Consider the following 21,242-nt stretch of genomic DNA (forward strand, 5'->3'; position numbering starts at 1 on the left):
CGGCAGTTGGGTAAAAAACGAAGGGGTGGGGGTGAGGGGAGGGAGCGCAAACCGCCCGACCCGATCTTGCGATAAGAGGCTTCGCCCGTACCCTCATCCGCCCCGGCGGGGCACCTTCCCCCGAAAAGGGGGCCATGGTCCCAACGGGAGAAGGGAGCAGTACACAGCCCCTCTCCCACCGGGAGAGGGGTTGGGGTGAGGGTACGGCGCGAAGCGACTCGCGATGCAGGGCAGCGCTGGCTTTCGTTGTACGCAGCGGCACCCGTACCCTCATCCGCCCCTTCGGGGCACCTTCTCCCGGTGGGAGAAGGGAGATGCGGTCTCGATGGCTGAAGCAGCGTCGCGCACGCTCAAGCCCCTCTCCCTCCGGGAGAGGGGTTGGGGTGAGGGTCCGGCACCAAGCGCGTGTTGTACAGACCAGCGCACAAACGGAAAAGGCAGCCTCGCGGCTGCCTTTTCCGTTTGTCATCCGATTCGGCTTATCCGGATCGAATTAGCCGCCAGACGCTCCTGGATCGGCACTCAGCCAGCGCACCGCTCTGCAGCGGCGCGCAGCACCAGGCTCATTCCTCCGCGAGCATCTGCGTGAGCTTCGCGCGCGCCGGCTTGGCCAGCTTCTTGTTCTCCAGCGCAAACCGGATGGTCGCCTCGACCAGGCCCAGGTGGGTCCCGCAGTCGAAACGAGTGCCCTCGAAACGGTAGGCGTCCACTTCCTCGCTCTTCAGCAGCGCGGCGATGGCGTCGGTCAGCTGGATCTCGCCGCCCGCACCGGTGCCGGTGCTTTCCAGCAGTTCGAAGATCTTCGAGCTGAGCACGTAGCGCCCGACCACCGCAAGATCGCTCGGCGCGTCTTCCGGCTTGGGCTTCTCGACGATCTGCGCGATGCGGCCCTTGCGGCCGTCGAAGGCCTCGGTGGCGACGATGCCGTAGCTGGCGGTGTTCTCGTGCGGCACGTCTTCCACCGCGATCACGCTGGCGCCGCTGCGTTCGTTGAGATCGGCCATCTGCTTCAGCGCACCGTCGCCGCGGTTCCAGATCAGGTCGTCCGGCAGCAGCACCGCGAACGGCTCGTCGCCGATGACCGACTTGGCGCACAGCACGGCGTGGCCCAGGCCCAGCGCTTCGGCCTGGGTCACGAAGACCGCGCGCACGCCGTCCGGCAGCACGTGACGGATCATTTCCAGCTGCTCGTGCTTGCCGGCACGCTCCAGCTTCTGCTCCAGTTCGTAGGCCTTGTCGAAATAATCCGCGACCGCGTGCTTGTAGCGGTTGGTGACGAAGATCAGGGTGTCGCACCCGGCTTCGATCGCCTCGTCCACGGCGTACTGGATCAGCGGCCGATCGATGATCGGCAGCATTTCCTTGGGAACGGTCTTGGTGGCGGGAAGGAAGCGGGTACCCAAACCTGCCACCGGGAATACTGCCTTGCGGATTCTCTTGCTCATCAGAGCCTTCTGGCCTCGCGTGCGGGGAATGGAACGATGGTAGCGGAGCCGTCGTGACCGTCTTGCTGACGCAAGGGCGCGAACTCCGGCATGGTCATGCGCAACACTTTCTCGATGGTGTCGCTGTCGTAATCGGCCACGGCGGCGCGCAACTGCTGCACGCCGCGCAGCACGTCCTCGCGCGAGAAGCTGCGCACGCCGGCCTCGAGGATCTTCGGATGCGAGGTGGGCCGGTAGTTCTCGTCGGCGTAGAACAGCGTCTCGTGCAGCTTCTCGCCCGGACGCAGGCCGGTATAGACGATGGCGATGTCGCGCCCGGGCTGCTTGCCCGCCAGGCGGATCATCTGCTCGGCAAGCAGGCGGATCGGCACCGGCTCGCCCATGTCCAGCGTATAGATGGCGCCATGCGACGCCGAGGCCGCCGCCTGCACGATCAGCTGGCTGGCTTCGGGAATGGTCATGAAGTAGCGCGTCACCTGCGGATCGGTGACCGTCACCGGGCCGCCCTGGCGGATCTGCTCCCGGAACAGCGGCACCACGCTGCCGGCCGAGTCCAGCACGTTGCCGAAGCGCACGGTGACGAAGCGCGTGCTCACCGCCTGGTCGTCCAGCGACTGGCACACCATTTCGGCGTAGCGCTTGGACGCGCCGAGCAGGTTGACCGGATTGACCGCCTTGTCGGTGGAAATAAACACGAAGGTCGAGACCTTGGCCGCGACACAGGCGCGCGCCACGTTCTCGGTGGCCAGCACGTTGTTGCGCACCGCCTCGCGGCACTGCCGCTCCAGCAGCGGCACCTGCTTGTAGGCGGCGGCATGGAACACCGCGTCCGGCTCGGCCACCTGCATGGCGTGGCGGATCACCGCCGGATCGCCGCAATCGCCGAGCACGCAGTCGATCTCCAGATCGGGGAAGGTCCGGTGCAGGTCGGCATGGATGGTGATCAGCGCCAGCTCGTTGATCTCCAGCAGCACGATCTTATGCGCACCGTGACGCGCGCACTGACGGCACAGTTCCGAGCCGATCGAGCCGCCGGCGCCGGTGACCAGCACGGTCCGCCCGGACAACCAACCCTTGATCAGCTTCCAGTCCGGGGTCACCGGCTTGCGCCCGAGCAGGTCCTCGATCGCGACCTCCTTGAGCTCGCCCGGCAGGTAATGGCCTTCGAGCACGTCGAGCAGGCGCGGCACGGTGCGGAACGGCAGGCCGGTGCTTTCGCAGATCGCCACCACCCGCTGCATGCCGGCCGCGTCCAACGACGGGATCGCGATCACCAGCAGCTTGGCCGCGGTTTCCTTGGCGATCGCGCCGGCTTCGTCGATGCGGCCGAGGATCGGCAGGCCCTGCAGCTTGGCGCCGTGCAGGTGACCGGCGTCGTCGACGAATCCCACGGGCTGGTAGGCACCGGAACGGCGCAGGTCGCGCACCAGGGCCTCGGCCGCACGGCCGGCACCGACGATCAGCACCCGCCGCGCGGTGTCGTCCGAGTGCGCGATTTGGTAGTCCTTCCAGGCGCGATACAGCAGCCGCGGCGCGCCCAGCAGCGCCGACAGCGCGAACGGATACACCATCAGCACCGACAGCGGGATCGCATCGAAGCGGCTGTAGGCCAGCCCCAGCACGATCGCCACCAGGCCATAGAAGCTGGCCTTGAAGATATTGAGCAGGTCGGGAACGCTGGCGAAGCGCCACAGGCCGCGGTACAGGCCCACCTTCCAGAACACCAGCCCCTGGGCCACCAGCACGATGGCGGTGTTGAGGTTCCACAGCGGCAACGGATGCTCGCCGGGGAGCATGGTGTAGCGCGCGGCATGCAGCAATTGCCAACAGACCCAGACGATGGCCAGATCGTGGACAACCACAGAGGCCTTGGGAAACAGCTCGGTAACTCGGTCGCGCGTGGAAAGCATCAGTGATCCGTGAGAGTTCGGCGCATCCGGTTGCGCAAGGCCAGCCAAAGCACACCTGCCGAACAGAACCAGGCGATCGTCAGACCGGCCTGCGTGCCCGCATCCAGGGGCCTGCCCAGCCGCGCAATTGTAATCGCGACAATGCTGAACAGACCGTAGGCGAGCGTGACGACAGTATGGCTACTGCCGGTGTGTACCCAACGCTGGTAAAAATGTTGCGCGTGCGGTTGCCACCAGCGTTCGCCGGCGAGCATGCGCGAGACGAGCGTGAAGCCTGCGTCGATGGCAAAGGCCGACAGCGGCAATGCCGGCAGCCAGGGCGCCTGTCCGCCGGCGACGAGGCACCAGGCGAACAGCGCGGCGATCAGGTAACCAAGCGCGCCGCTGCCGACATCGCCGAGGAAAATGCGCGCCCGGGGGTAGTTGAACGGCAAAAATCCCGCGCAGGCCACCAGCAGCACCCAGCATGGCCAGCGCAGCGGAGCCGGCAGCAGGCAGGCGAATCCCAGGGCGGCGAGCATCGCCTGGCTGCTGGCCAGACCATTGATGCCGTCCATGAAATTCCAGATATTGATTAGCGAAACCGTCGCCAACCACACCAGCGCGACCATCCACAGCGGCTGGCTCGCCTTGTAGACAAGTGCAGCCAGCAGGGTCGCGGCGACCGCATGCACCAGCAATCGCAGCGCCGCCGATAGCGACCGGTGGTCGTCCCACCAGCCGACGCCAGCGACCAGCACCAGGCCGGCGGCGACGGTGGCGATGCCCCCGCCGTGCTGCGGCCATTGCAGGGCCGCCCAGCCGCAGGCCAGCAGCACCGCCGCCACGATCGCCACGCCGCCGCCGCGCGGCGTGGCCACGGTGTGGCTGCGCCGCTCGCCGGGCGCGTCCATCAACTTGCGTTTGAGTGCGTACTGGCGCGACAGCCAGGTGCCGGCCGCGCTGAACACCCCGAGCGCCAAGAGCAGCGCGGCTCCTGCAATGGGCACTACACCACCGCGTAGTTGAGCAACGGCTTGACCGTGCCCCACTCCTTGCAGCTGGGGCATTGCCAGTGGTGGGTGCGCGCGCCGAAGCCGCAGCGGGTGCAGCGATAGCTGGGATTGCGCACCAGCAGCTGGTCGGTGATGTGCTTGAGATCCTGCAGGGTCGCGGTGGAATCGGCGCCCTCGGCCAGGGTCAGGTCGATCAGCGCGGACTCGCCGCGCACCGACGGCCGGTCCTTGAGCTGCCGGCCCAGGTAGGAACGCGCGGCGGAAATGCCTTCCTGCGACTCCATCAGGCGGGTCAGCGCCAGCACCGGAGCGATGCCGCGGTAGTGCTCGGTCATCTCCGACAGGAACGCGCGCGCGCCGCTGAGATCGTTGCCGCGGCGATAGCACTCCATCAGCGCCGGCATGATCTCCGGCAGGTAGTCCGGGTCGTGGCGCGCGGCGCGCTCGAAGGCGCGGATGGCGGCCTCGTCGTTGCCGTCGTCGACGTCGATGCGCCCTTCCAGGATGCCGGCACGCACCGACTTGGCATCGGCCTGGTAGGCGCGCGCGATCGCCTCCCGCGCCAGGTCGTTCTTGCCCGAGGCGCGGTAGCGGTCGGCCAGTTCGCATTCGAACTGGGCGATCAGCTTGCCCATCGGCTCGCCGGTCACCTCTTCGTAACGTGTGGCGTTGTCGATGGCCTTTTCCCAGTCGCGCTCGGCCTGGTAGATGCCGATCAGGTGCTTGAGCGCCTGCGGCGCACGCTGGTCGATCTGCGCCAGCTCGGTGAACACGGTTTCGGCGCGGTCCAGCAGCCCCGACTTCATGTAGTCCTCGCCCAGCGCCAGCAAGGCCTGCACGCGTTGCGCGTCGCTCAGGTCGCCGCGCTGGACCAGGCCCTGGTGCAGGCGGATGGCGCGGTCAACCTCACCGCGGCGGCGGAACAGGTGACCCAGCGCGACCTGAGTCTCGAAGGTTTCCTTGTCCAGTTCGGCGATGTGCAGGAACAGCTCGATCGCCTTGTCCGGCTGCTCGTTGAGCAGGTAGTTAAGGCCGCGGAAATAGGTGCTGGACAGCCGGCTGACCTGGGTATCGCCATGGCGCTGGCCGCCACGGCGGCCGATCACCCAGCCGCTCAATGCCGCCAGCGGCAGGAACAGGAAGAACCAGAACCACTCGGTCAGAAAGTCCATCGAAGATCAGCGTCCGTCCAAGGGCTGGTGGGCATGGGTAGAAACCGGCGCGACGGCCGGGGTCGCGGCGTTCGCGGCCTTGTTGGCGCGACGCAGCTTGGCATACAGGGGGATCACCAGGGCCGCCAGGACCAGCGAGGCGCCGATCAGCACGCCGGCGAACAGCGAGACGATGATGGCGATGCCGGAGGTGGTGGCGATGCTGGAGAACACGAAGTTGATCTGGATCGGCTGCGAATTGAGCGACCCGATGACCAGGCCGGCCAACAGCAACACCAGCAGGATCAGCAGTCGTGCGATCTTCATGAGCAACTCCAGCGTCGGGAGACACTAGATTAGCCGAACAGGCATGGATTCCGGCAAGCGCCGGACGCCGGGCTCAGGGCGTGTCGGATTCGACCGGGACGACGCCGCTCACGCGCTCGCGCAGCTCCTTGCCGGGCTTGAAATGCGGCACGTGCTTGCCGGGAAGCGCGACGGACTCGCCGGTCTTGGGATTGCGTCCCAGGCGCGGCGGCCGGTAATGCAGGGAAAAGCTGCCGAAGCCGCGGATCTCGATGCGATCGCCGCCGGACAGGGCGCCGCCCATCATTTCCAACAACGACTTCACCGCCAGATCGACGTCGTCCGACTTCAGATGCGCCTGCTTGCGCGCCAGGATTTCGATCAGCTCGGATTTGGTCATTTACGGATGCGTGCAGTGGGGTCGCAACCTGGCACGGCCCGGGAACACCGGGCCGTGCCAGTAACGCTGCGTGTGGCGGATTACTCGGACTTGTTGCCGTTCAGCTGCGCACGCAGCAGCGCGCCCAGCTGGGTGGTGCCGCCCGACGCGGACTGGTATTCCTCCAGCACTTCGCGCATTTCGGCATCGTCCTTGGCCTTGATCGACAGCTGCAGGGTGCGGCCCTTGCGGTCCATGCCCACGAACTTGGCTTCGATCTTGTCGCCGACCTTCAGGTGCTGGCTGGCGTCGTCGACGCGCTCGTTGGCGATGTCGCGCGCGGCGACGTAGCCTTCGATGCCGTCGGCCAGGTCGATGGTGGCGCCCTTGGCGTCCACTTCACGCACCACGCCCTCGACCTTCGAGCCCTTCGGGTTGGCGGCCATGTACTGGCCGAACGGATCCTGCTCCAGCTGCTTGACGCCCAGGCTGATGCGCTCGCGCTCCGGGTCCACCGCCAGCACCACGGCTTCCAGCGTGTCGCCCTTCTTGAAGTTGCGCACGATGTCTTCGCCGGTGGTGTTCCAGCTGATGTCGGACAGGTGCACCAGGCCGTCGATGCCGCCGTCCAGGCCGATGAAGATGCCGAAGTCGGTGATCGACTTGATCTGGCCGGACACCTTGTCGTTCTTCTTGTGGGTGGCGGCGAAGGTCTCCCACGGATTGGCGGCGACCTGCTTCATGCCCAGCGAGATGCGGCGACGCTCTTCGTCCACGTCCAGCACCATCACTTCGACTTCGTCGCCGACCTGCACGACCTTGGACGGGTTGACGTTCTTGTTGGTCCAGTCCATCTCGGACACGTGCACCAGGCCTTCCACGCCCGGCTCGATCTCGACGAACGCGCCGTAATCGGTGACGTTGGAGACCTTGCCGAACACGCGGCTGTTGGCCGGGTAACGGCGCGCGATGTTGTCCCACGGATCCTCGCCCAGCTGCTTCAGGCCGAGGCTGACGCGGTTACGCTCGCGATCGAACTTCAGCACGCGCACGTCCAGCTCGTCGCCGACGTTGACCACTTCGGACGGATGGCGCACGCGCTTCCAGGCCATGTCGGTGATGTGCAGCAGGCCGTCGATGCCGCCCAGGTCCACGAACGCGCCGTAGTCGGTCAGGTTCTTGACCACGCCCTTCAGGATCGCGCCTTCCTGCAGCTTGTCCATCAGCTGCTCGCGCTCTTCCGAGTGCTCGCTCTCGACCACCGCACGGCGCGAGACCACCACGTTGTTGCGCTTGCGGTCCAGCTTGATCAGCTTGAACTCCAGTTCCTTGCCTTCCAGGTAGGCCGGGTCGCGCACCGGGCGCACATCCACCAGCGAACCGGGCAGGAACGCGCGGACATCCTTGATGTCCACGGTGAAACCACCCTTGACCTTGCCGCTGATGCGGCCGGTGATGGTCTCGTTCTTCTCCAACGCTTCTTCCAGCTCGTCCCACACCATGGCGCGCTTGGCCTTCTCGCGCGACAGCACGGTCTCGCCGAAGCCGTTCTCGAGCGAGTCGAGCGCGACCTTGACCAGGTCGCCTTCGGCGACGTCGATTTCGCCAGCGTCGTTACGGAACTGCTCGATCGGCACGATGCCTTCGGACTTCAGGCCGGCGTTGATCACCACCACGTCGCCGCGGACTTCCACGACGGTACCGGTGACGATGGCGCCGGGCTTCAGCTTGGCCAGGTTGGCTTGGCTGGCTTCGAACAGTTCGGCAAAAGATTCGGTCATTTGAAATTACTCTAGTGGACACACGGACAGGGCGTTTTCTTCTGGAAAACAGCGACTGTCCACCTGTTAGTCGGCCCGAACAGCGGCCGGGTGTGGAATGGAAAAACCGCAGCGCGGAATTGCGCAGCGGAGCCTTTGACGCTATCGATGGAACATGGATGTTGCGGGTGTAACGAGGAACCGGTGGCGTGCACGACGCCACCAAACTGCTGCCCTGCCCTGCGTGCCGCTCAGACCGGCAGCAACTGCAGGACGCGGCCCACCACCTGATCGATGTCCATGCCGGTGGTATCGAGGAGGACGGCATCGTCTGCCGGCCTCAGCGGGGCCACCGCGCGTTGCGCATCGCGTGCGTCGCGGGCCATGATCTCGCGCAGCAGGTCGTCGAATATAACCGAAACCCCTTTTTCCTTCAACTGCTTATGCCGGCGCTGGGCGCGCTCCTCGGCGCTGGCGGTCAGGAACACCTTGTACGGGGCGTCCGGAAAAATCACCGTCCCCATGTCGCGACCGTCGGCGACCAGCCCCGGCGGGGTGCGGAAGGCGCGCTGGCGCTGTTTCAGCGCCGCGCGCACCTCGGGGATGGCAGCGATCGCCGAGGCCACCGCACCGGTGGTCTCCAGGCGCAGCTCGTCGGTGGCATCGGCGCCGTTGATCCGCACCCGCAGGCCGCCATCGGCGACCTCGTCGAAATCCACCCGGGTGTCGAACGTGCAGCGCACCAGGGCGGCGGCGTCGGAAATGTCCAGATTGGCCCAGCTGGCCGCCACCCCGACCGCCCGGTACAGCGCCCCCGAATCCAGGTAATGCCAGCCCAGGCGGGCGGCGACGATGCGGCTGACGGTGCCTTTGCCGGCCCCGGAAGGGCCATCGATGGTCAGGACGGGAGCGGGCTCGTTCATGCGGTTCCTCGGACGGGGGTCGGCGCATTGTAGCGCCGACGCCGGCCGGGCTGGCGCAAGCAGTTGAAACCATGAAGAAAACCAGGCTATAATCGCCGGCTTACTGATCCCGCGCCATGGTTTCGGCCGTGCCGCCCTCCTTCGAATCCACAAGTTTACGCCGAGGTGTGCCATGAAAGTCCTGTCCTCCCTGAAGTCGGCGAAGGCCCGTCACCGCGACTGCAAGGTGGTCCGCCGCCGCGGCAAGGTCTTCGTGATCTGCAAGTCCAACCCCCGTTTCAAGGCGCGTCAGCGCTGATCCGATCCGGCCTGCCCTGCCGCGCCGCGCGCAGCGGTGGCCGGTCGTCGACGAAAGCCGCCTTCGGGCGGTTTTTTGTTATCGAAGTTTGCTGTAATCGGCGCTCGTCCTCTGGGGAGTACACGTGATGAAGCATCGTCTGTCCGTCCTGCCGCTGCTGGCCGTGTTGGGTCTGGCCGGCGGCGCCCACGCCGAGACCCTGCTGGTCGACCGGGTCAGGGAAGAGCCCGCCGCGGCGCTGCCGACCCGCGGCCTGAGCATGGCCCAGGTGCAGGCGCGCTACGGCGCACCGCAGCAGAAGCTGGAGCCGCGTGGCGGCCAGAAGCGGCAATGGCCGACCATCAACCGCTGGGTCTATCCGGCCTTCACCGTGTACTTCGAGAAACAGAAGGTGGTGGACGTGGTCGCCAACAAGGCCGACGCCAACGAGATCGGCCCGAAACCCGCGATCCGCTGACGCCGACCCTGCGCCCGGTCGCGCGTGCGCCTGGCCGAGCACCCCAGCACTGCCGCGTCGCGGTCGCCTAGCCGCGGCGCGGCGCAAAGCTCCCGCGCCCCGCCGGTGCGGGATACGAACGACACACACCCTGGCGCGATGCCGGGCACAACCTGAGTAGTGGTCGCAATGTCTGATCGTCTTCGCCTTCCCGCCGAATGGGAGCCCCAGTCCGCCATCCTGATCGCCTGGCCGCATGCCGGCACCGACTGGGCCGAGCGCCTGGCCGAGGTCGAGGAAACCTACATCGCCCTGGTCGCGGCGATCGTGCGCTTCCAGCGGGTGCTGATCTGCGTGGCCGACGCCGACCTGCAGATCTACGCCGAGGCGCGGCTGCGCTCGGCGCGGGTGGACATGCAGCGGGTGCGCTTCGTCGAGGCCGAGTACGACGACACCTGGCTGCGCGATTCCGGCCCGATCACCCTGGCGCGCGCCGGCGGCGGCTTCCAGTTGCTGGACTTCCGCTTCACCGGCTGGGGCGGCAAGTTCCAGGCCAGCCGTGACGACCAGTTGGTGAGCGTGCTGGCCGAGCAGGGCCTGTTCGCCGACAGCGACGTGCGCCGCATCGACTTCGCCCTGGAAGGCGGCGCCATCGACTGCGACGGCGCCGGCACCCTGCTGACCACCTGGCAGTGCCTGCACGAGCGCCACCCGCAGCGCAGCCGCGAATCGCTCAGCCACGACCTGGCCGACTGGCTGGCGCAGCAGCGCGTGCTGTGGCTGGACCACGGCTACCTGGAAGGCGACGACACCGACGCGCACATCGACACCCTCGCCCGCTTCGCCGGGACCGACGCGATCGTCTACCAGGCCTGTGACGACGCCGGCGATTCGCACTACGCCGAGCTGCAGGCGATGGGCGCCGAACTGGCCGCATTGCGTACCGCCGAGGGCGCGCCCTATCGCCTGTTCCCGCTGCCGTGGGCGCAGCCGGTGATCGATCAGGGCCGGCGCCTGGCCGCGTCCTACGCCAATTTCCTGATCGTCAACGGCGCGGTGCTGATGCCGGCCTACGGCGACGCGGCCGATGCGCAGGCGCAGGCGGTGATGGCGCAGGCCTTCCCGCAGCACGAGATCGTGCCGATCCCCTGTCGCGCGCTGATCTGGCAGAACGGCAGCCTGCACTGCATCACCATGCAGCTGCCGGCCGGCCTGCTGGCGGACTGAACCGCCGCGCCTGCGCCGCACGCCGGCGCAGCACCGAGCACCCGCGCCGCCGCCACGCGTGGCGCGGGATTCATCTCCCCGGAACCTGCCGCGCGGCCATCCGCGCTACCATGCCGGTTTACCGCGAACCTTGATTCCGCAATGACCCGAACCACTCTTTCCGTCGCGCTGATCCAGGAGCGCAACCACGGCGACGCCGCGGCGAACCTGGCAGCGATCGAATCGCGTGTGGCCGAGGCCGCCGCGCAGGGCGCGCAGCTGGTGCTGCTGCAGGAACTGCACAACGGCGCGTACTTCTGCCAGCACGAATCGGTGGACGAATTCGACCTGGCCGAGCCGATTCCCGGCCCCAGCACCGAGCGCCTGGGCGCGCTGGCCAAGCGCCATGGCGTGGTCCTGGTCGGCTCGCTGTTCGAGCGCCGCGCCGCCGGGCTGTACCACAACACCGCGGTGGTGTTCGAAAAGGACGGCAGCCTGCTGGGCAAGTACCGCAAGATGCACATCCCCGACGATCCGGGCTTCTACGAGAAGTTCTACTTCACCCCGGGCGATCTGGGCTTCACCCCGATCCAGACCTCGGTCGGCCGCCTCGGCGTACTGGTGTGCTGGGACCAGTGGTATCCGGAAGCGGCGCGGCTGATGGCCCTGGCCGGCGCCGAACTGCTGCTGTACCCGACTGCGATCGGCTGGGACCCCAGCGACGAACAGGCCGAGCAGGAACGCCAGCGCGATGCCTGGATCCTCAGCCATCGCGGCCATGCCGTGGCCAATGGCGTGCCGGTGCTGAGCTGCAACCGGGTCGGCCACGAGCCGTCGCCGCTGGGCGCGTCGGGCATCCAGTTCTGGGGCAACAGCCACGTGCTCGGGCCGCAGGGCGAGTTCATCGCCGAGGCCGGTGGCGAGCCGACCGTGCTGGTCTGCGACGTGGACCTGCAGCGCAGCGAGCACGTGCGGCGGATCTGGCCGTTCCTGCGCGACCGCCGCATCGATGCCTACGGCGACCTGCTGAAGCGCTACATCGACTGACCCGCAGCGCCGTGCCGGGTCTTTGCTAGTGCAGCGCCGTTGAGTGCGGCGCGGCGCGACCCGGCCGCAGGCGCCCATGCCGATCGCGGCCGATGCCCTCACACCCCCATGCCCGCTGAGCCCCGGCGCAGCCGAGGCGCCCTCCGATGAGTGATGGAATGAACGAACTTTCCCAGGCCGACGGCGACGATGCGCTGTTCGACGGCCAGCCTTACCGCATCGTCGAACGCGATGGCATCCGCTACACCCTGCTCGGCACCGCGCACGTGTCCCTGGCCAGCGTCGCCGCGGTGGAACGGGCGATCGGCAGCGGCCGTTTCGACGCGGTGGCGGTGGAACTGGATCCGCAGCGCCTGCAGGCGCTGACCGATCCGGACGCGCTGACCAAGCTGGACCTGGTGCAGGTGATCCGCAAGGGCCGCGTGGCCCTGTTCGCCGCCAATCTGGCGCTGGCCGCCTACCAGCGGCGCCTGGCCGAGCAACTGGGCATCGAGCCCGGCGCCGAACTCAAGCGCGCAGTCCTGCTGGCGCGCGAACGGCAACTGCCGGTGTACCTGATCGATCGCGAAGTCGGCCTGACCTTCAAGCGCGCCTCCAGCCGGCTCGGCTTCTTCGGCAAGCTGAAGCTGGCCAGCGGCCTGCTCGGCGGCCTGTTCGCCTCCGACGAGGTCGGCGAGGCGGAGATCGAGAAGCTCAAGCAGGGCGACATGCTCGAAGCCAGCTTCGGCGATTTCGCCAGCGAGAGCCCGGCGCTGTACGACACCATCATCGCCGAGCGCGACCGCTACATGGCCACGCGCCTGCGCGAGGAACAGGCGCAACAGCGCGCGCTGCCGCTGGCCGGCAATGCCGAACCGCTGGATGGCGCCCCCGGTGCCGGCGTGCGCGACGTGCTGGCGGTGGTCGGCGCGGGCCACCTGGCCGGCCTGGCGCGGCACCTGCAGGGCGACCAGGACGACCCGGCGGCGCTGCGCAAGGCGCTGGAAGAGGTGCAGACCAAGAAGAAGGTGCCGTGGATCACCCTGACCCTGACCGCGCTGGTGCTGGGCGGCGTGGCCTGGGGCTACTGGCACGGCGGCTTCGCCCTGGGCACCGACCTGCTGCTGCAGTGGGTGCTGTTCACCGGCGGCCTGGCCGGCCTGGGCTGCATCCTGGCCGGCGGGCATCCGCTGAGCGTGATCGCCGGCGCCATCGCCGCGCCGCTGAAGCCGTTCCGCCCGGGCGTGCCGGCCGGGGCGTTCAGCGCCCTGGTCGAAGTGCACATGCGCAAGCCGGCCTATGGCGATTTCCTGGCGCTGCGCGACGATGCGCAGAACCTGCGCGGCTGGTACCGCAACCGCGTCTCGCGGGTGGTGCTGACCTTCCTGCTGACCAACCTGGGCAGCATGCTCGGCGTGTGGCTGGCCGGCTTCCGCATCTTCGGCAAGCTGGCGGGTTGAACACCCGCCGCGCGGCGGCGGCAACTGTCACCGCGCGGATTTCGCCTTCGTGGGAGGGACTTCAGTCCCGACGCCTCAGCAGTACGGCGTCGGGGCTGAAGCCCCTCCCACAGGTCGTCTGAAGCCTCCGGATCAGGACACCATCTGCGCAGCCATGCCGCGACGCCCACGCGCACGCCGCACCAGGTTGGCCACGCCGTTGCTCAGATCGTCCAGGATCGCGTAGATGGTCGGCAGGAACAGCAGGCTGACCACGGTCGAGAACGCCAGGCCGCCGGCGATGGCGCGCGCCATCGGGTAGTAGGCCGGGCCGTCGCCGAACATCTGCGTGGTGGTCAGCGAGATCGGCACCATCGCCAGGATCGCCGTGCCCATGGTCATCATGATCGGGCGAAGGCGCTCGCGCGAGCCTTCGATCAGCGCCTCGGTGCGGCCCAGGCCGCGCCGGCGCAGATTGTTGATGTGCTCGATCATCACGATGCCGTTGTTCACCACCACGCCCATCAGCACCAGGATGCCGATGAAGGCCATGATCCCGAAGCTGGTGCCGGTGATCCAGAACAGCCAGAACACGCCGAACACCGAGAACAGCACGCCGCTCATGATCGCCACGGGAAACAGCAGCGATTCGAACATCGCGGCCATGACCACGTAGATCATCACCAACGCGATCAGCAGGTTGAACAGCATCTGCTTGCTGGCCTGGTCGTCGTCCTGGCCGTCCGCGCCGTCGAAGCTGTAGCGGTAGCCGACCGGAAAGCTGACTGCGTTGAGGGTGTCCTCGATCGCCCGCTTGGCCTCCGGCGCGGTGACCTTGGCGCCGAGGTTGGCGGTGATGGTCAGCGTGGTCTGCCGGTTGGTGCGGGCGATCTGGGTCGCGGCGGCACGCGGCTGCGTCTCGACCAGGCTCAGCAAGGGCACGCTGCGCCCGTCCTGGGTGCGCACGTTGAAGCTGTCCAGGTCTTCCGGCGAGGTCTGCTCGGCACCGGCGAAGCGCACCCACACCGGCACCTCGTTGTCGCCGTGGCGGAACTCGCGCAGCGACGCGCCGCGCAGCGCCAAGCCAACGAAGCTGGCGACCTGCTCGGCGCTGAAGCCGAACGCGGCGGCGCGCTCGCGGTCCACCCGCACCGCCAGTTCGGCGCTGCGATCGCCGCTGTCCACGCGCACGTCGCGCAGCTCCTTGCGCCGCGCCAGCAGCGGCACCACGTCGTCGGCGAGCGCGCGCAGCGCCTCGGTGGAATCGCCGACCAATTGCACCTGCACGGTCTGCCCGCCGCCGTTGCCGCCATCGCCGCCGTTGCTGTTGCCGACGTGGAAATCCACCCGCGCCGAGCGCGGCAGTTCCTTGCGGATGCGTTCCATCAGTGCCGGCAGGTCGCGGACCTGCTTCAGATCGACGGTGAGCGTGGTGCTGCTGCCCTCCTCCTCGCTGAACCAGGAATACACCTGGGTCACGTGGTATTGCGCGCGGCGCGCGTCGATGAAGCGTTCCAGCCGGGTCACTTCCTCGGCCATCTGCTCGCGCGTGTAGGCGCCCTTCCACTGGTAGCCGATAAAGACCTGCTCGCCGCCGTCGCCGCCGAACATGTCCTTCTTGGTCTGCAGCATCGGGATCACGCTCAGCGCGCTGATCAGCACGATCGCGCACACGCTCCAGCCACGGTGCGCCAGCGACCAGGCCAGCACCCGCGCGTAGCGGCGCTGCAGGCGCGGGATCAGCCCGTGTGGGGAATGCAGCAGCGCCGGGGTGCGCATGCGCGCCGACAGCATCGGGATCAGGCTCACCGCCACCAGCCACGACGCCAGCAGCGACACCGAGATGGTGATGGCGATCTGCGACATGAAAATGCTGATGTTGTTGGTCTCGCCGAACAGGTTCGGCAGGAACACGATGCAGTGGCACAGGGTGCCGGCCGACAGCGCGATGGCGACGTTGCGGGTGCCGAGGATGGAGGCGCGCTGCGGCTGGTCGGGCATGCGCTCGCGCTCCTGGTAGATGCTCTCCACCACCACCACCGCGTTGTCCACCAGCATGCCCACCGCCAGCAGCAGGCCCATCATGGTCAGGATGTTGAGGGTGACCCCGGCGAAATACATGAAGCCCAGGGTGATGGCGAAGCAGATCGGGATCGCCAGGGTCACCATCAGGGTCGACGGCCAGTGCCGCAGGAAGAAGAACAACACCGTCACCGACAGCAGCAGGCCGACCGCGCCGGCTTCGGCCAGCTCCGCCAGCGACGAGGTCACCGCCTTGCCCTGGTTGTCGATGACCTTGATCTGCACGTCGCTCAGCGCCGGCTGCTTGCGGATCTGCTCGACCTCGGCCAGCACCGCGCGCGAGACCTCGACCAGATTCGCGCTGCGCTCCTTGAACACGTCCAGACCCACCGCCGGGCGCCCGTCCAGGCGCCGGCCGTAGCTCATCCGGGTCGGCTTCAGCCGCACCTCGGCGATGTCGCCCAGGCGCAGGCCCTTGGCGTCGATGACCAGGTCGCGCAGCTCCTGCAGGTCGCGCAGTTCGCCGACCGGCTGCACCCGCAGGCGCTGGCCGTTGTCGTCGATCTGCCCGGCCGACAGCGAGAAGTTGAGCTTGCCCAGACGCTCGCTGAGCTGGTTGAGGCTGAGGTTGTGCGCGCTGAGCCGGTCCGGGGCGATGGCGATCTCGACCTCGTTCGGTGGCGCGCCGGACACCGACACCTTGGCCACCCCGGGAATGCGCTCCAGGCGACGCTTGAACTCGCGATCGAGCATGTCGTACGCGCCGGTCAGGTCGGCTGCGCCGGCCAGGCGCACCTTCAGTACCGGCTGGTCGCTGCTGGACCACTTGAACACGTTGTAGCGCCGCAGGTCGGCCGGCAGGTCGGCGCGGATCGCGTCGATACGCTCGCGCGCATCGGAGGCGGCGATGGCGATGTCGCGGTCCCAGTCGGAGAACTCGATGAAGATGTTGGCGCCGTCGGCGGTGGCGGTCGAGCGCATGCGCTTGATCCCGGTCATCGTCGCCAGCGCTTCCTCGGTCGGCCGCACCAGGTTGCGCTCGACCTCGTCCGGGGTCGAGCCGGTGTACGGCAGCTGCACGAACAGGAACGGCGCGGAGATGTCCGGCAAGGCCTCCAGCGGCAGGCGGAAGGCGGCGATCAGCCCGACCACCACCAGCGAGACGAAGCACATGATGGTGGTGACCGGACGGCGGATGCTGAACTCGGCGACGCTCATGCCGGCGCGCCCTCGCCGTCCTGCAGGCGCTGCTCGCCGTTTTCACGTTGCCGCGCACGCCGCCCGCGTTCGGCGTAGTACGCGTCGGCGCGGCGGTCCAGGCGGTCGTAGACCACCGGGATCACCAGCAGGGTCAGCAACGTGGACACCAGCAGTCCGCCGATCACGGTGATCGCCATCGGCGCGCGCACCTCGGCGCCCTCGCCGCTGGCGATCGCCAGCGGCAGGAAACCGAACAGCGTGCACAGCGTGGTCATCACGATCGGCCGCAACCGCGAGCGTGCGCCTTCGATCAGCGCGGCGCGCTTGGCCACGCCCTCCTCGCGCAACTGGTTGACCTTGTCGATCAGGATGATCGCGTTCTTGGTCACCAGGCCCACCAGCAGGATCAGGCCGATGAACACCACCACCGACACCGGCTTGCCGGTCAGCAGCAGCGCCAGCACCGCGCCGACCAGTGCCAGCGGGATGGTGAACAGGATGACGAACGGATGCAGCAGCGACTCGAACTGCGAGGCCATCACCAGGTACACCAGGAACACCGCCAGGCCGAACGCGAACAGCAGCGAGCGCGCCGACTGCGCCAGTTCCTCGCCCTGCCCGCCGATGTGCATGCCGACGCCGGCGCCGAGCGGATCGCGCGCCACCATCTCACGCACCTCGCGCACCGCCGTGCCCAGGTCGATGTCGCGCAGATTGGCCGAGACGATCGCCACGCGGATCTGGTCGGCGCGGTGGATCTCGCTGGGACCGGTGGTGGCGACCACGTCGGCGACCGCGTCCAGCGTCACCGGCCGGCTGCTGCCCGGGTTGACGATCAGCCGGCGGATGCTGTCGACGCTGGCGCGGTCGCTCTGCTGCGCGCGCACCAGCACGTCGATCTTGCGGTCGCGGAAGCTGTAGCGGGTGGCGACGTCGCCGCGCACCTTCTTCACCACCACGTCGGCGATCTGCCGGGTGGTCAGTCCCAACGCACCGGCACGTTCCTGGTCGAAGCGGATCTGGATCTCCGGAAAGCCCTCCTCCACCGTGGATTTGACGTCGGCGAAGTGGCCGTTGCCGCGCAGCAGCGCCGCCAGCTTCTGCCCGGCGTGCTGGATGGTCTGCAGATCCTGGCCGCGCAGTTCGATCTCCAGCGGCGTGGAGAAACTGAACAGCTCCGGCCGGCTGAAACCGACCTGCACGCCCGGATGGTTGCGCATCGTCGCGCGCATGCGCTCGCTCTGCTGCGCCTCGAACTGCGCGCTGCCGCCGCCGGCCATGGCGATGGTCAGCTTGCCGATGTTCTCGCCGCTCTCGGTGGGGTTGGCGTCGAGCCGGGTGCCGCTGCCGCTGACCCCGTACAGCGCCTGCACGCCCGCGTCCTTGCCGTGCACCTCCTGCAGTTCGCGCACCAGCGCATCGGTCTGCCGCAGCGGCGTGCCGGCCGGCAGCTTCACCGTCATCTCGAAGCGGTCCTGCGCCAACTGCGGGATCAGGTCGGCGCCCAGCAGCGGCGCCACCGCCAGGGTCGCGGCGAAGGCCAGCGCCGCCAGCCCCAGCACCCAGCCCGGACGCGCCAACGCGCCCGGCAGCAGCCGCAGATAGCCGCGCTCGGCCAGCGCATACGGCGCCATCGCCACATCGCTGGCCTTGCGCATCACCGGCGCGACCACCGCCACCGCACCGCGCCACAGCCGCACGACCAACCAGGCCACGCCAAAGAACACCCCACGCACCGCCGCACCTGCGCCGCGCCGGCTCCAGGCCAGCGGCTTCAGCCAGCCGCGCCGCGGCTGCCAGTGCGGCGGCGCCGGTTCGACCGGGAACGCCAGCGGCGCACGGCCCTTCAGCGAGCTGAGCATCGGGATCAGGGTCATCGACACCACCAGCGAGATCGCGATGGCGATCGCCACGGTCAACGCCTGGTCGCGGAACAGTTGCCCGGCCACGCCCTCCACGAACACCAGCGGCAGGAACACCGCGATCGTGGTCAGGGTCGAGGCGACCACCGCCATGCCCACCTCGCGGGTGCCGACGATCGCCGCATCCAGCACGCTCAGACCGCGCTCGCGCGCCTTGGCGATGCTTTCCAGCACCACGATCGAGTCGTCCACCACCAGGCCAGTCGCCAACGCCAGGCCGCCCAGCGACATCACGTTGAGGCTCAGGCCGAGCCGGTCCATGAAGAAGAACGTGGTCACGATCGACACCGGCAGCGACAGCCCGATCACGAACGTGCTCCACCCATCGCGCAGGAACAGGAAGATGATCAGGATCGCCAGCAGGCCGCCGATCACCGCATCCTTCTTGACGTCGCCGATGGCGTGTTCGATGAAGCGCGACTGGTCCTCCAGCGTGGTCAGTTCGGCGTCGGCGGGAATCTGCGCCTGCAGTTGTTCCAGGCGCTTGCGCAGCGCCGCCGCGGTGGCCACGGTGTTGGCGTCGCCCTCCTTGTAGATGGCCAGTTCCACCGCCTCCTTGCCGCCCAGGCGGATGATCGCCTCGCGCTCCTTGTAGCCCTGCCGCACCTGCGCCACGTCCTTGAGCCGGATCGGCATGCCGCCAGCGACGGTGGTGGTGGTGCTGGAGGTCGCGCTCTGCGCCGCCGACGCCGCCGCAATCGCGGCTTCCGAGCCGGTGGAGGCGGCGATCGCATACATCTGCTGCAGGGCCGCGTCGGCCGCGTTGCCGCCGGCGCCCTGGGTGGTCAGCAACAGGTTGCGAATCTCGTCCAGGTCGGCGAACTGGTTGACCGTGCGCACCAGGTAGCGCTGCGTCCCCTGCTCCAGGCGTCCGCCGGAGAGATTGACGTTCTCGTCCTTGAGCCGCGCGATCACCGTGTCGATCGGCATGTTGAGCTGCGCCAGCCGCTGCTGGTCGATGTCGACCTGGATCTCGTCCTCCAGCCCACCGCCGACCTTGACCGCGGCCACGCCCGCCACCGGCTCCAGCTTCTTCTTCAGGTCCTCGTCGGCGTAGCGACGCAACTGGGTCAGCGCGCGCACCGCCTCGGCGTCGGTGTGCGCGGCGGTCTTGCTCGACAGCACCAGGCGCATGATCGGTTGGGTGGAGGGATTGAAGCGCAGCAGCACCGGCGCCTTGGCCTCCAGCGGCAGCGACAGCGCCTCCATCTTGTCGCGCACCTCCAGGCTGGCCTGGTCCATGTTGGTGCCCCAGGCGAACTCCAGCACCACGTCGCTCTGTCCGGTGCGCGAGACCGACTTGAGCTTGCGCAGGTTCTTGACCACGCCGACGGCTTCCTCCACCGGCTCGGTCACCAGCGTCTCGATCTCCGACGGCGCGGCGCCGGCGTACTCGGTGCGCACGGTCAGGGTCGGATAGCTCAGGTCCGGCAGCAGGTTGACCTTGAGCCCGTGCAGCGCGATCGCGCCGAACAGCAGCATGGTCAGCGTGATCATCGCGATGGTCACGCGGCGGCGGGTGGCGAATTCGACCAGGCCGCCACCGTGCGCGGCGGCGGGCGCAGGCGGTGCGTGCGCGTCGGAATCGGCGCCGTGCATCAGCGCGCTCCGGCGGTGGTGGCCGGGGCGGCTTCGGCCACCTCGCGCTGCGGCGCGATCACCTGCACGCGGCTGCCGTCGCGCAGCGCGACCTTGCCGGCGGTGACCACCTGGTCGCCGGCCTGCAGGCCCTGACGAATCTCCACCCACGGCCCTTCGGCATAGCCCAGGGTCACCGGCACCCGTGCGACCTTGCCGGCGACCACGCGGAACACCGCCGGCTCGCCGTCGTCGAGCAGCGCCAGCCGCGGCACCACCAGCGCATCGGCGCGCTGGTCGTAATCGATGCGGATGCGGCCGAACATGCCGGGCTGCAGCGCCTCCGCCCCTTCGTCGAAGGCGCAGACCACGCGGAAGGTACCGCTGCCGGCATCCACCACTGGCGCGATGCGGTCGACTCGGCCGCGGAACTGCTTGCCCGGCAGCGCGTCGGCCAGCAGGGTCACCGGCTGCCCGGTCTTGAGCGTGGCCAGTTCGCGCTCGGGCACGTTGAGCGTGGCCTCCAGCCGCGAATCGTCGACGATGCGGAAGATCGGCGTATTGATCTGCACGAAGTTGCCGGTCTTGATCGAGCGCGAGGCGATCACTCCGGAGATCGGCGCCACCACCGTGGCATAGGACAGTTCCAGCGCCGCCAACTGGTGTTGCGCGCGCACGTTGGCCAGGTCGTACTTGATCTGGTCGACGTCGGCGGCGCTGACCAGTTGCTGGCCCACCAGCTGCTGCGAGCGGCGGTAGTTGTTCTCCAGCTTGCGCAGTTGCGCCTCGCTCTGCGCCAGCGCCAGCCGCGCGCGGTCGGGGTCCAGCCGCACCAGCGGCTGCCCGGCGCGCACCTGCTGGCCTTCCTCGGCCAGCACCGCCAGGGCCACGCCGGAGGTCTTGGCCACCACCTGCGATTCGGCGCGCGCCTCCAGCGCCGCCGTGCCGCTGTAGCTGGCCGCCACCGCACGGCGGCTGGCCGCCGCCACCTCCACCGGCACCGCCTCCGGCGCCTTTTCGCTGTCGGCGGCCTTGGCCTTGGCCTCCGCCGCTGGCTTGCAGCCGCCGAGCAGCAGCGTGGTGGTGACCAACAGCGCGGCAGCGCAAGTGGCAGTGCGGCGCGTGAGCGGTCGCGTCATCGTCGTGTCCTTGGTGGATGGCGTGAATGGTGTTGTAGATAAGTAGATCACCAATCGACGTCGTGCCGAATGCCCCAAAGGTCACGGGTCGCCCACCGCCGCCAGTT

At 68.3% G+C, this 21,242-nt stretch carries 16 protein-coding genes; 5 read left to right on the forward strand and 11 right to left on the reverse strand.

Translation table 11 applies throughout. The features are described from left to right. Positions 1-563: 563 nt before the first annotated feature. From galU to cmk, 8 genes are all read right to left on the reverse strand, one after another. The gene (gene galU, locus CEK66_RS05775; protein WP_026144715.1) at positions 564-1,445 is read right to left on the reverse strand and encodes a UTP--glucose-1-phosphate uridylyltransferase GalU; all 882 of its coding nucleotides are present in this window, start codon (positions 1,443-1,445) and stop codon (positions 564-566) included. Next, positions 1,445-3,355: a nucleoside-diphosphate sugar epimerase/dehydratase gene (locus tag CEK66_RS05780; RefSeq protein WP_152236247.1), complete on the reverse strand. Its 1,911-nt coding sequence runs from the start codon at positions 3,353-3,355 to the stop codon at positions 1,445-1,447. The genes galU and CEK66_RS05780 overlap by 1 nt, the downstream gene beginning before the upstream one ends. After that, on the reverse strand, positions 3,355-4,344 hold the full coding sequence (locus tag CEK66_RS05785; RefSeq protein WP_152236248.1) for a glycosyltransferase family 4 protein: 990 nt from the start codon (positions 4,342-4,344) through the stop codon (positions 3,355-3,357). Before CEK66_RS05785 ends, CEK66_RS05780 begins: the two co-directional genes overlap by 1 nt. Further along, positions 4,344-5,522, reverse strand: a complete 1,179-nt coding sequence (gene lapB, locus CEK66_RS05790; RefSeq protein WP_017910701.1) for a lipopolysaccharide assembly protein LapB — start codon at positions 5,520-5,522, stop codon at positions 4,344-4,346. The genes CEK66_RS05785 and lapB overlap by 1 nt, the downstream gene beginning before the upstream one ends. A 6-nt stretch (positions 5,523-5,528) precedes the next feature. After that, positions 5,529-5,828: a LapA family protein gene (locus CEK66_RS05795; protein ID WP_043092107.1), complete on the reverse strand. Its 300-nt coding sequence runs from the start codon at positions 5,826-5,828 to the stop codon at positions 5,529-5,531. A 73-nt stretch (positions 5,829-5,901) separates the two neighbouring features. Beyond that, positions 5,902-6,207, reverse strand: coding sequence for an integration host factor subunit beta (locus CEK66_RS05800; RefSeq protein WP_010342890.1), 306 nt, complete (start codon positions 6,205-6,207; stop codon positions 5,902-5,904). 80 nt (positions 6,208-6,287) lie between these two features. Continuing rightward, entirely contained in the window at positions 6,288-7,967 is a 1,680-nt protein-coding gene (gene rpsA, locus CEK66_RS05805; RefSeq protein WP_010342889.1) for a 30S ribosomal protein S1, read from the reverse strand. 230 nt (positions 7,968-8,197) lie between these two features. Next, positions 8,198-8,869 (reverse strand): (d)CMP kinase, encoded by a 672-nt coding sequence (gene cmk, locus CEK66_RS05810; RefSeq protein ID WP_017910699.1) that lies wholly within the window; start codon positions 8,867-8,869, stop codon positions 8,198-8,200. 172 nt (positions 8,870-9,041) lie between these two features. Between cmk and ykgO the strand changes: the two genes are divergently transcribed. From ykgO to CEK66_RS05835, 5 genes are all read left to right on the forward strand, one after another. Further along, a complete protein-coding gene (gene ykgO / locus CEK66_RS05815) occupies positions 9,042-9,167 on the forward strand; it encodes a type B 50S ribosomal protein L36 (RefSeq protein ID WP_010342887.1) in 126 nt (41 codons plus the stop codon). A 127-nt stretch (positions 9,168-9,294) separates the two neighbouring features. Next, positions 9,295-9,624, forward strand: coding sequence for a hypothetical protein (locus CEK66_RS05820; RefSeq protein WP_152236249.1), 330 nt, complete (start codon positions 9,295-9,297; stop codon positions 9,622-9,624). Between the two features lie 168 nt (positions 9,625-9,792). Then, positions 9,793-10,830, forward strand: coding sequence for an agmatine deiminase family protein (locus CEK66_RS05825; RefSeq protein WP_152236250.1), 1,038 nt, complete (start codon positions 9,793-9,795; stop codon positions 10,828-10,830). A gap of 141 nt (positions 10,831-10,971) precedes the next feature. Further along, complete coding sequence (locus CEK66_RS05830) at positions 10,972-11,856, forward strand: carbon-nitrogen hydrolase (protein WP_152236251.1); 885 nt, start codon at positions 10,972-10,974, stop codon at positions 11,854-11,856. A gap of 158 nt (positions 11,857-12,014) precedes the next feature. After that, entirely contained in the window at positions 12,015-13,295 is a 1,281-nt protein-coding gene (locus CEK66_RS05835) for a TraB/GumN family protein (protein ID WP_193312580.1), read from the forward strand. A gap of 132 nt (positions 13,296-13,427) precedes the next feature. On the opposite strand, the gene CEK66_RS05840 is transcribed toward CEK66_RS05835, so the two are convergent. The 3 genes from CEK66_RS05840 to CEK66_RS05850 are packed head-to-tail and all read right to left on the reverse strand — an operon-like array spanning position 13,428 to position 21,135. Next, positions 13,428-16,514, reverse strand: a complete 3,087-nt coding sequence (locus CEK66_RS05840) for an efflux RND transporter permease subunit (RefSeq protein ID WP_152236253.1) — start codon at positions 16,512-16,514, stop codon at positions 13,428-13,430. Next, positions 16,511-20,017 carry an efflux RND transporter permease subunit gene (locus tag CEK66_RS05845; RefSeq protein ID WP_152236254.1) on the reverse strand — a complete coding sequence of 1,169 codons (3,507 nt, stop codon included), beginning with the start codon at positions 20,015-20,017 and terminating at the stop codon, positions 16,511-16,513. The genes CEK66_RS05840 and CEK66_RS05845 overlap by 4 nt, the downstream gene beginning before the upstream one ends. Continuing rightward, complete coding sequence (locus tag CEK66_RS05850; RefSeq protein WP_152236255.1) at positions 20,017-21,135, reverse strand: efflux RND transporter periplasmic adaptor subunit; 1,119 nt, start codon at positions 21,133-21,135, stop codon at positions 20,017-20,019. Before CEK66_RS05850 ends, CEK66_RS05845 begins: the two co-directional genes overlap by 1 nt. Positions 21,136-21,242: the final 107 nt, after the last annotated feature.

Source organism: Xanthomonas sp. LMG 12460, from assembly GCF_009192895.1.
GTDB lineage: Bacteria > Pseudomonadota > Gammaproteobacteria > Xanthomonadales > Xanthomonadaceae > Xanthomonas_A > Xanthomonas_A sontii.

Bases quoted from the DNA above. Each gene is read 5' to 3' on its own strand.
- galU (WP_026144715.1), bottom strand. From the start codon at position 1,445: ATGAGCAAGAGAATCCGCAAGGCAGTATTCCCGGTGGCAGGTTTGGGT.
- cmk (WP_017910699.1), bottom strand. From the start codon at position 8,869: ATGAACGAGCCCGCTCCCGTCCTGACCATCGATGGCCCTTCCGGGGCC.
- CEK66_RS05840 (WP_152236253.1), bottom strand. From the start codon at position 16,514: ATGAGCGTCGCCGAGTTCAGCATCCGCCGTCCGGTCACCACCATCATG.
- lapB (WP_017910701.1), bottom strand. From the start codon at position 5,522: ATGGACTTTCTGACCGAGTGGTTCTGGTTCTTCCTGTTCCTGCCGCTG.
- CEK66_RS05820 (WP_152236249.1), top strand. From the start codon at position 9,295: ATGAAGCATCGTCTGTCCGTCCTGCCGCTGCTGGCCGTGTTGGGTCTG.
- CEK66_RS05845 (WP_152236254.1), bottom strand. From the start codon at position 20,017: ATGCACGGCGCCGATTCCGACGCGCACGCACCGCCTGCGCCCGCCGCC.
- rpsA (WP_010342889.1), bottom strand. From the start codon at position 7,967: ATGACCGAATCTTTTGCCGAACTGTTCGAAGCCAGCCAAGCCAACCTG.
- CEK66_RS05825 (WP_152236250.1), top strand. From the start codon at position 9,793: ATGTCTGATCGTCTTCGCCTTCCCGCCGAATGGGAGCCCCAGTCCGCC.
- CEK66_RS05780 (WP_152236247.1), bottom strand. From the start codon at position 3,355: ATGCTTTCCACGCGCGACCGAGTTACCGAGCTGTTTCCCAAGGCCTCT.
- CEK66_RS05835 (WP_193312580.1), top strand. From the start codon at position 12,015: ATGAACGAACTTTCCCAGGCCGACGGCGACGATGCGCTGTTCGACGGC.
- CEK66_RS05800 (WP_010342890.1), bottom strand. From the start codon at position 6,207: ATGACCAAATCCGAGCTGATCGAAATCCTGGCGCGCAAGCAGGCGCAT.
- CEK66_RS05795 (WP_043092107.1), bottom strand. From the start codon at position 5,828: ATGAAGATCGCACGACTGCTGATCCTGCTGGTGTTGCTGTTGGCCGGC.
- ykgO (WP_010342887.1), top strand. From the start codon at position 9,042: ATGAAAGTCCTGTCCTCCCTGAAGTCGGCGAAGGCCCGTCACCGCGAC.
- CEK66_RS05830 (WP_152236251.1), top strand. From the start codon at position 10,972: ATGACCCGAACCACTCTTTCCGTCGCGCTGATCCAGGAGCGCAACCAC.
- CEK66_RS05850 (WP_152236255.1), bottom strand. From the start codon at position 21,135: ATGACGCGACCGCTCACGCGCCGCACTGCCACTTGCGCTGCCGCGCTG.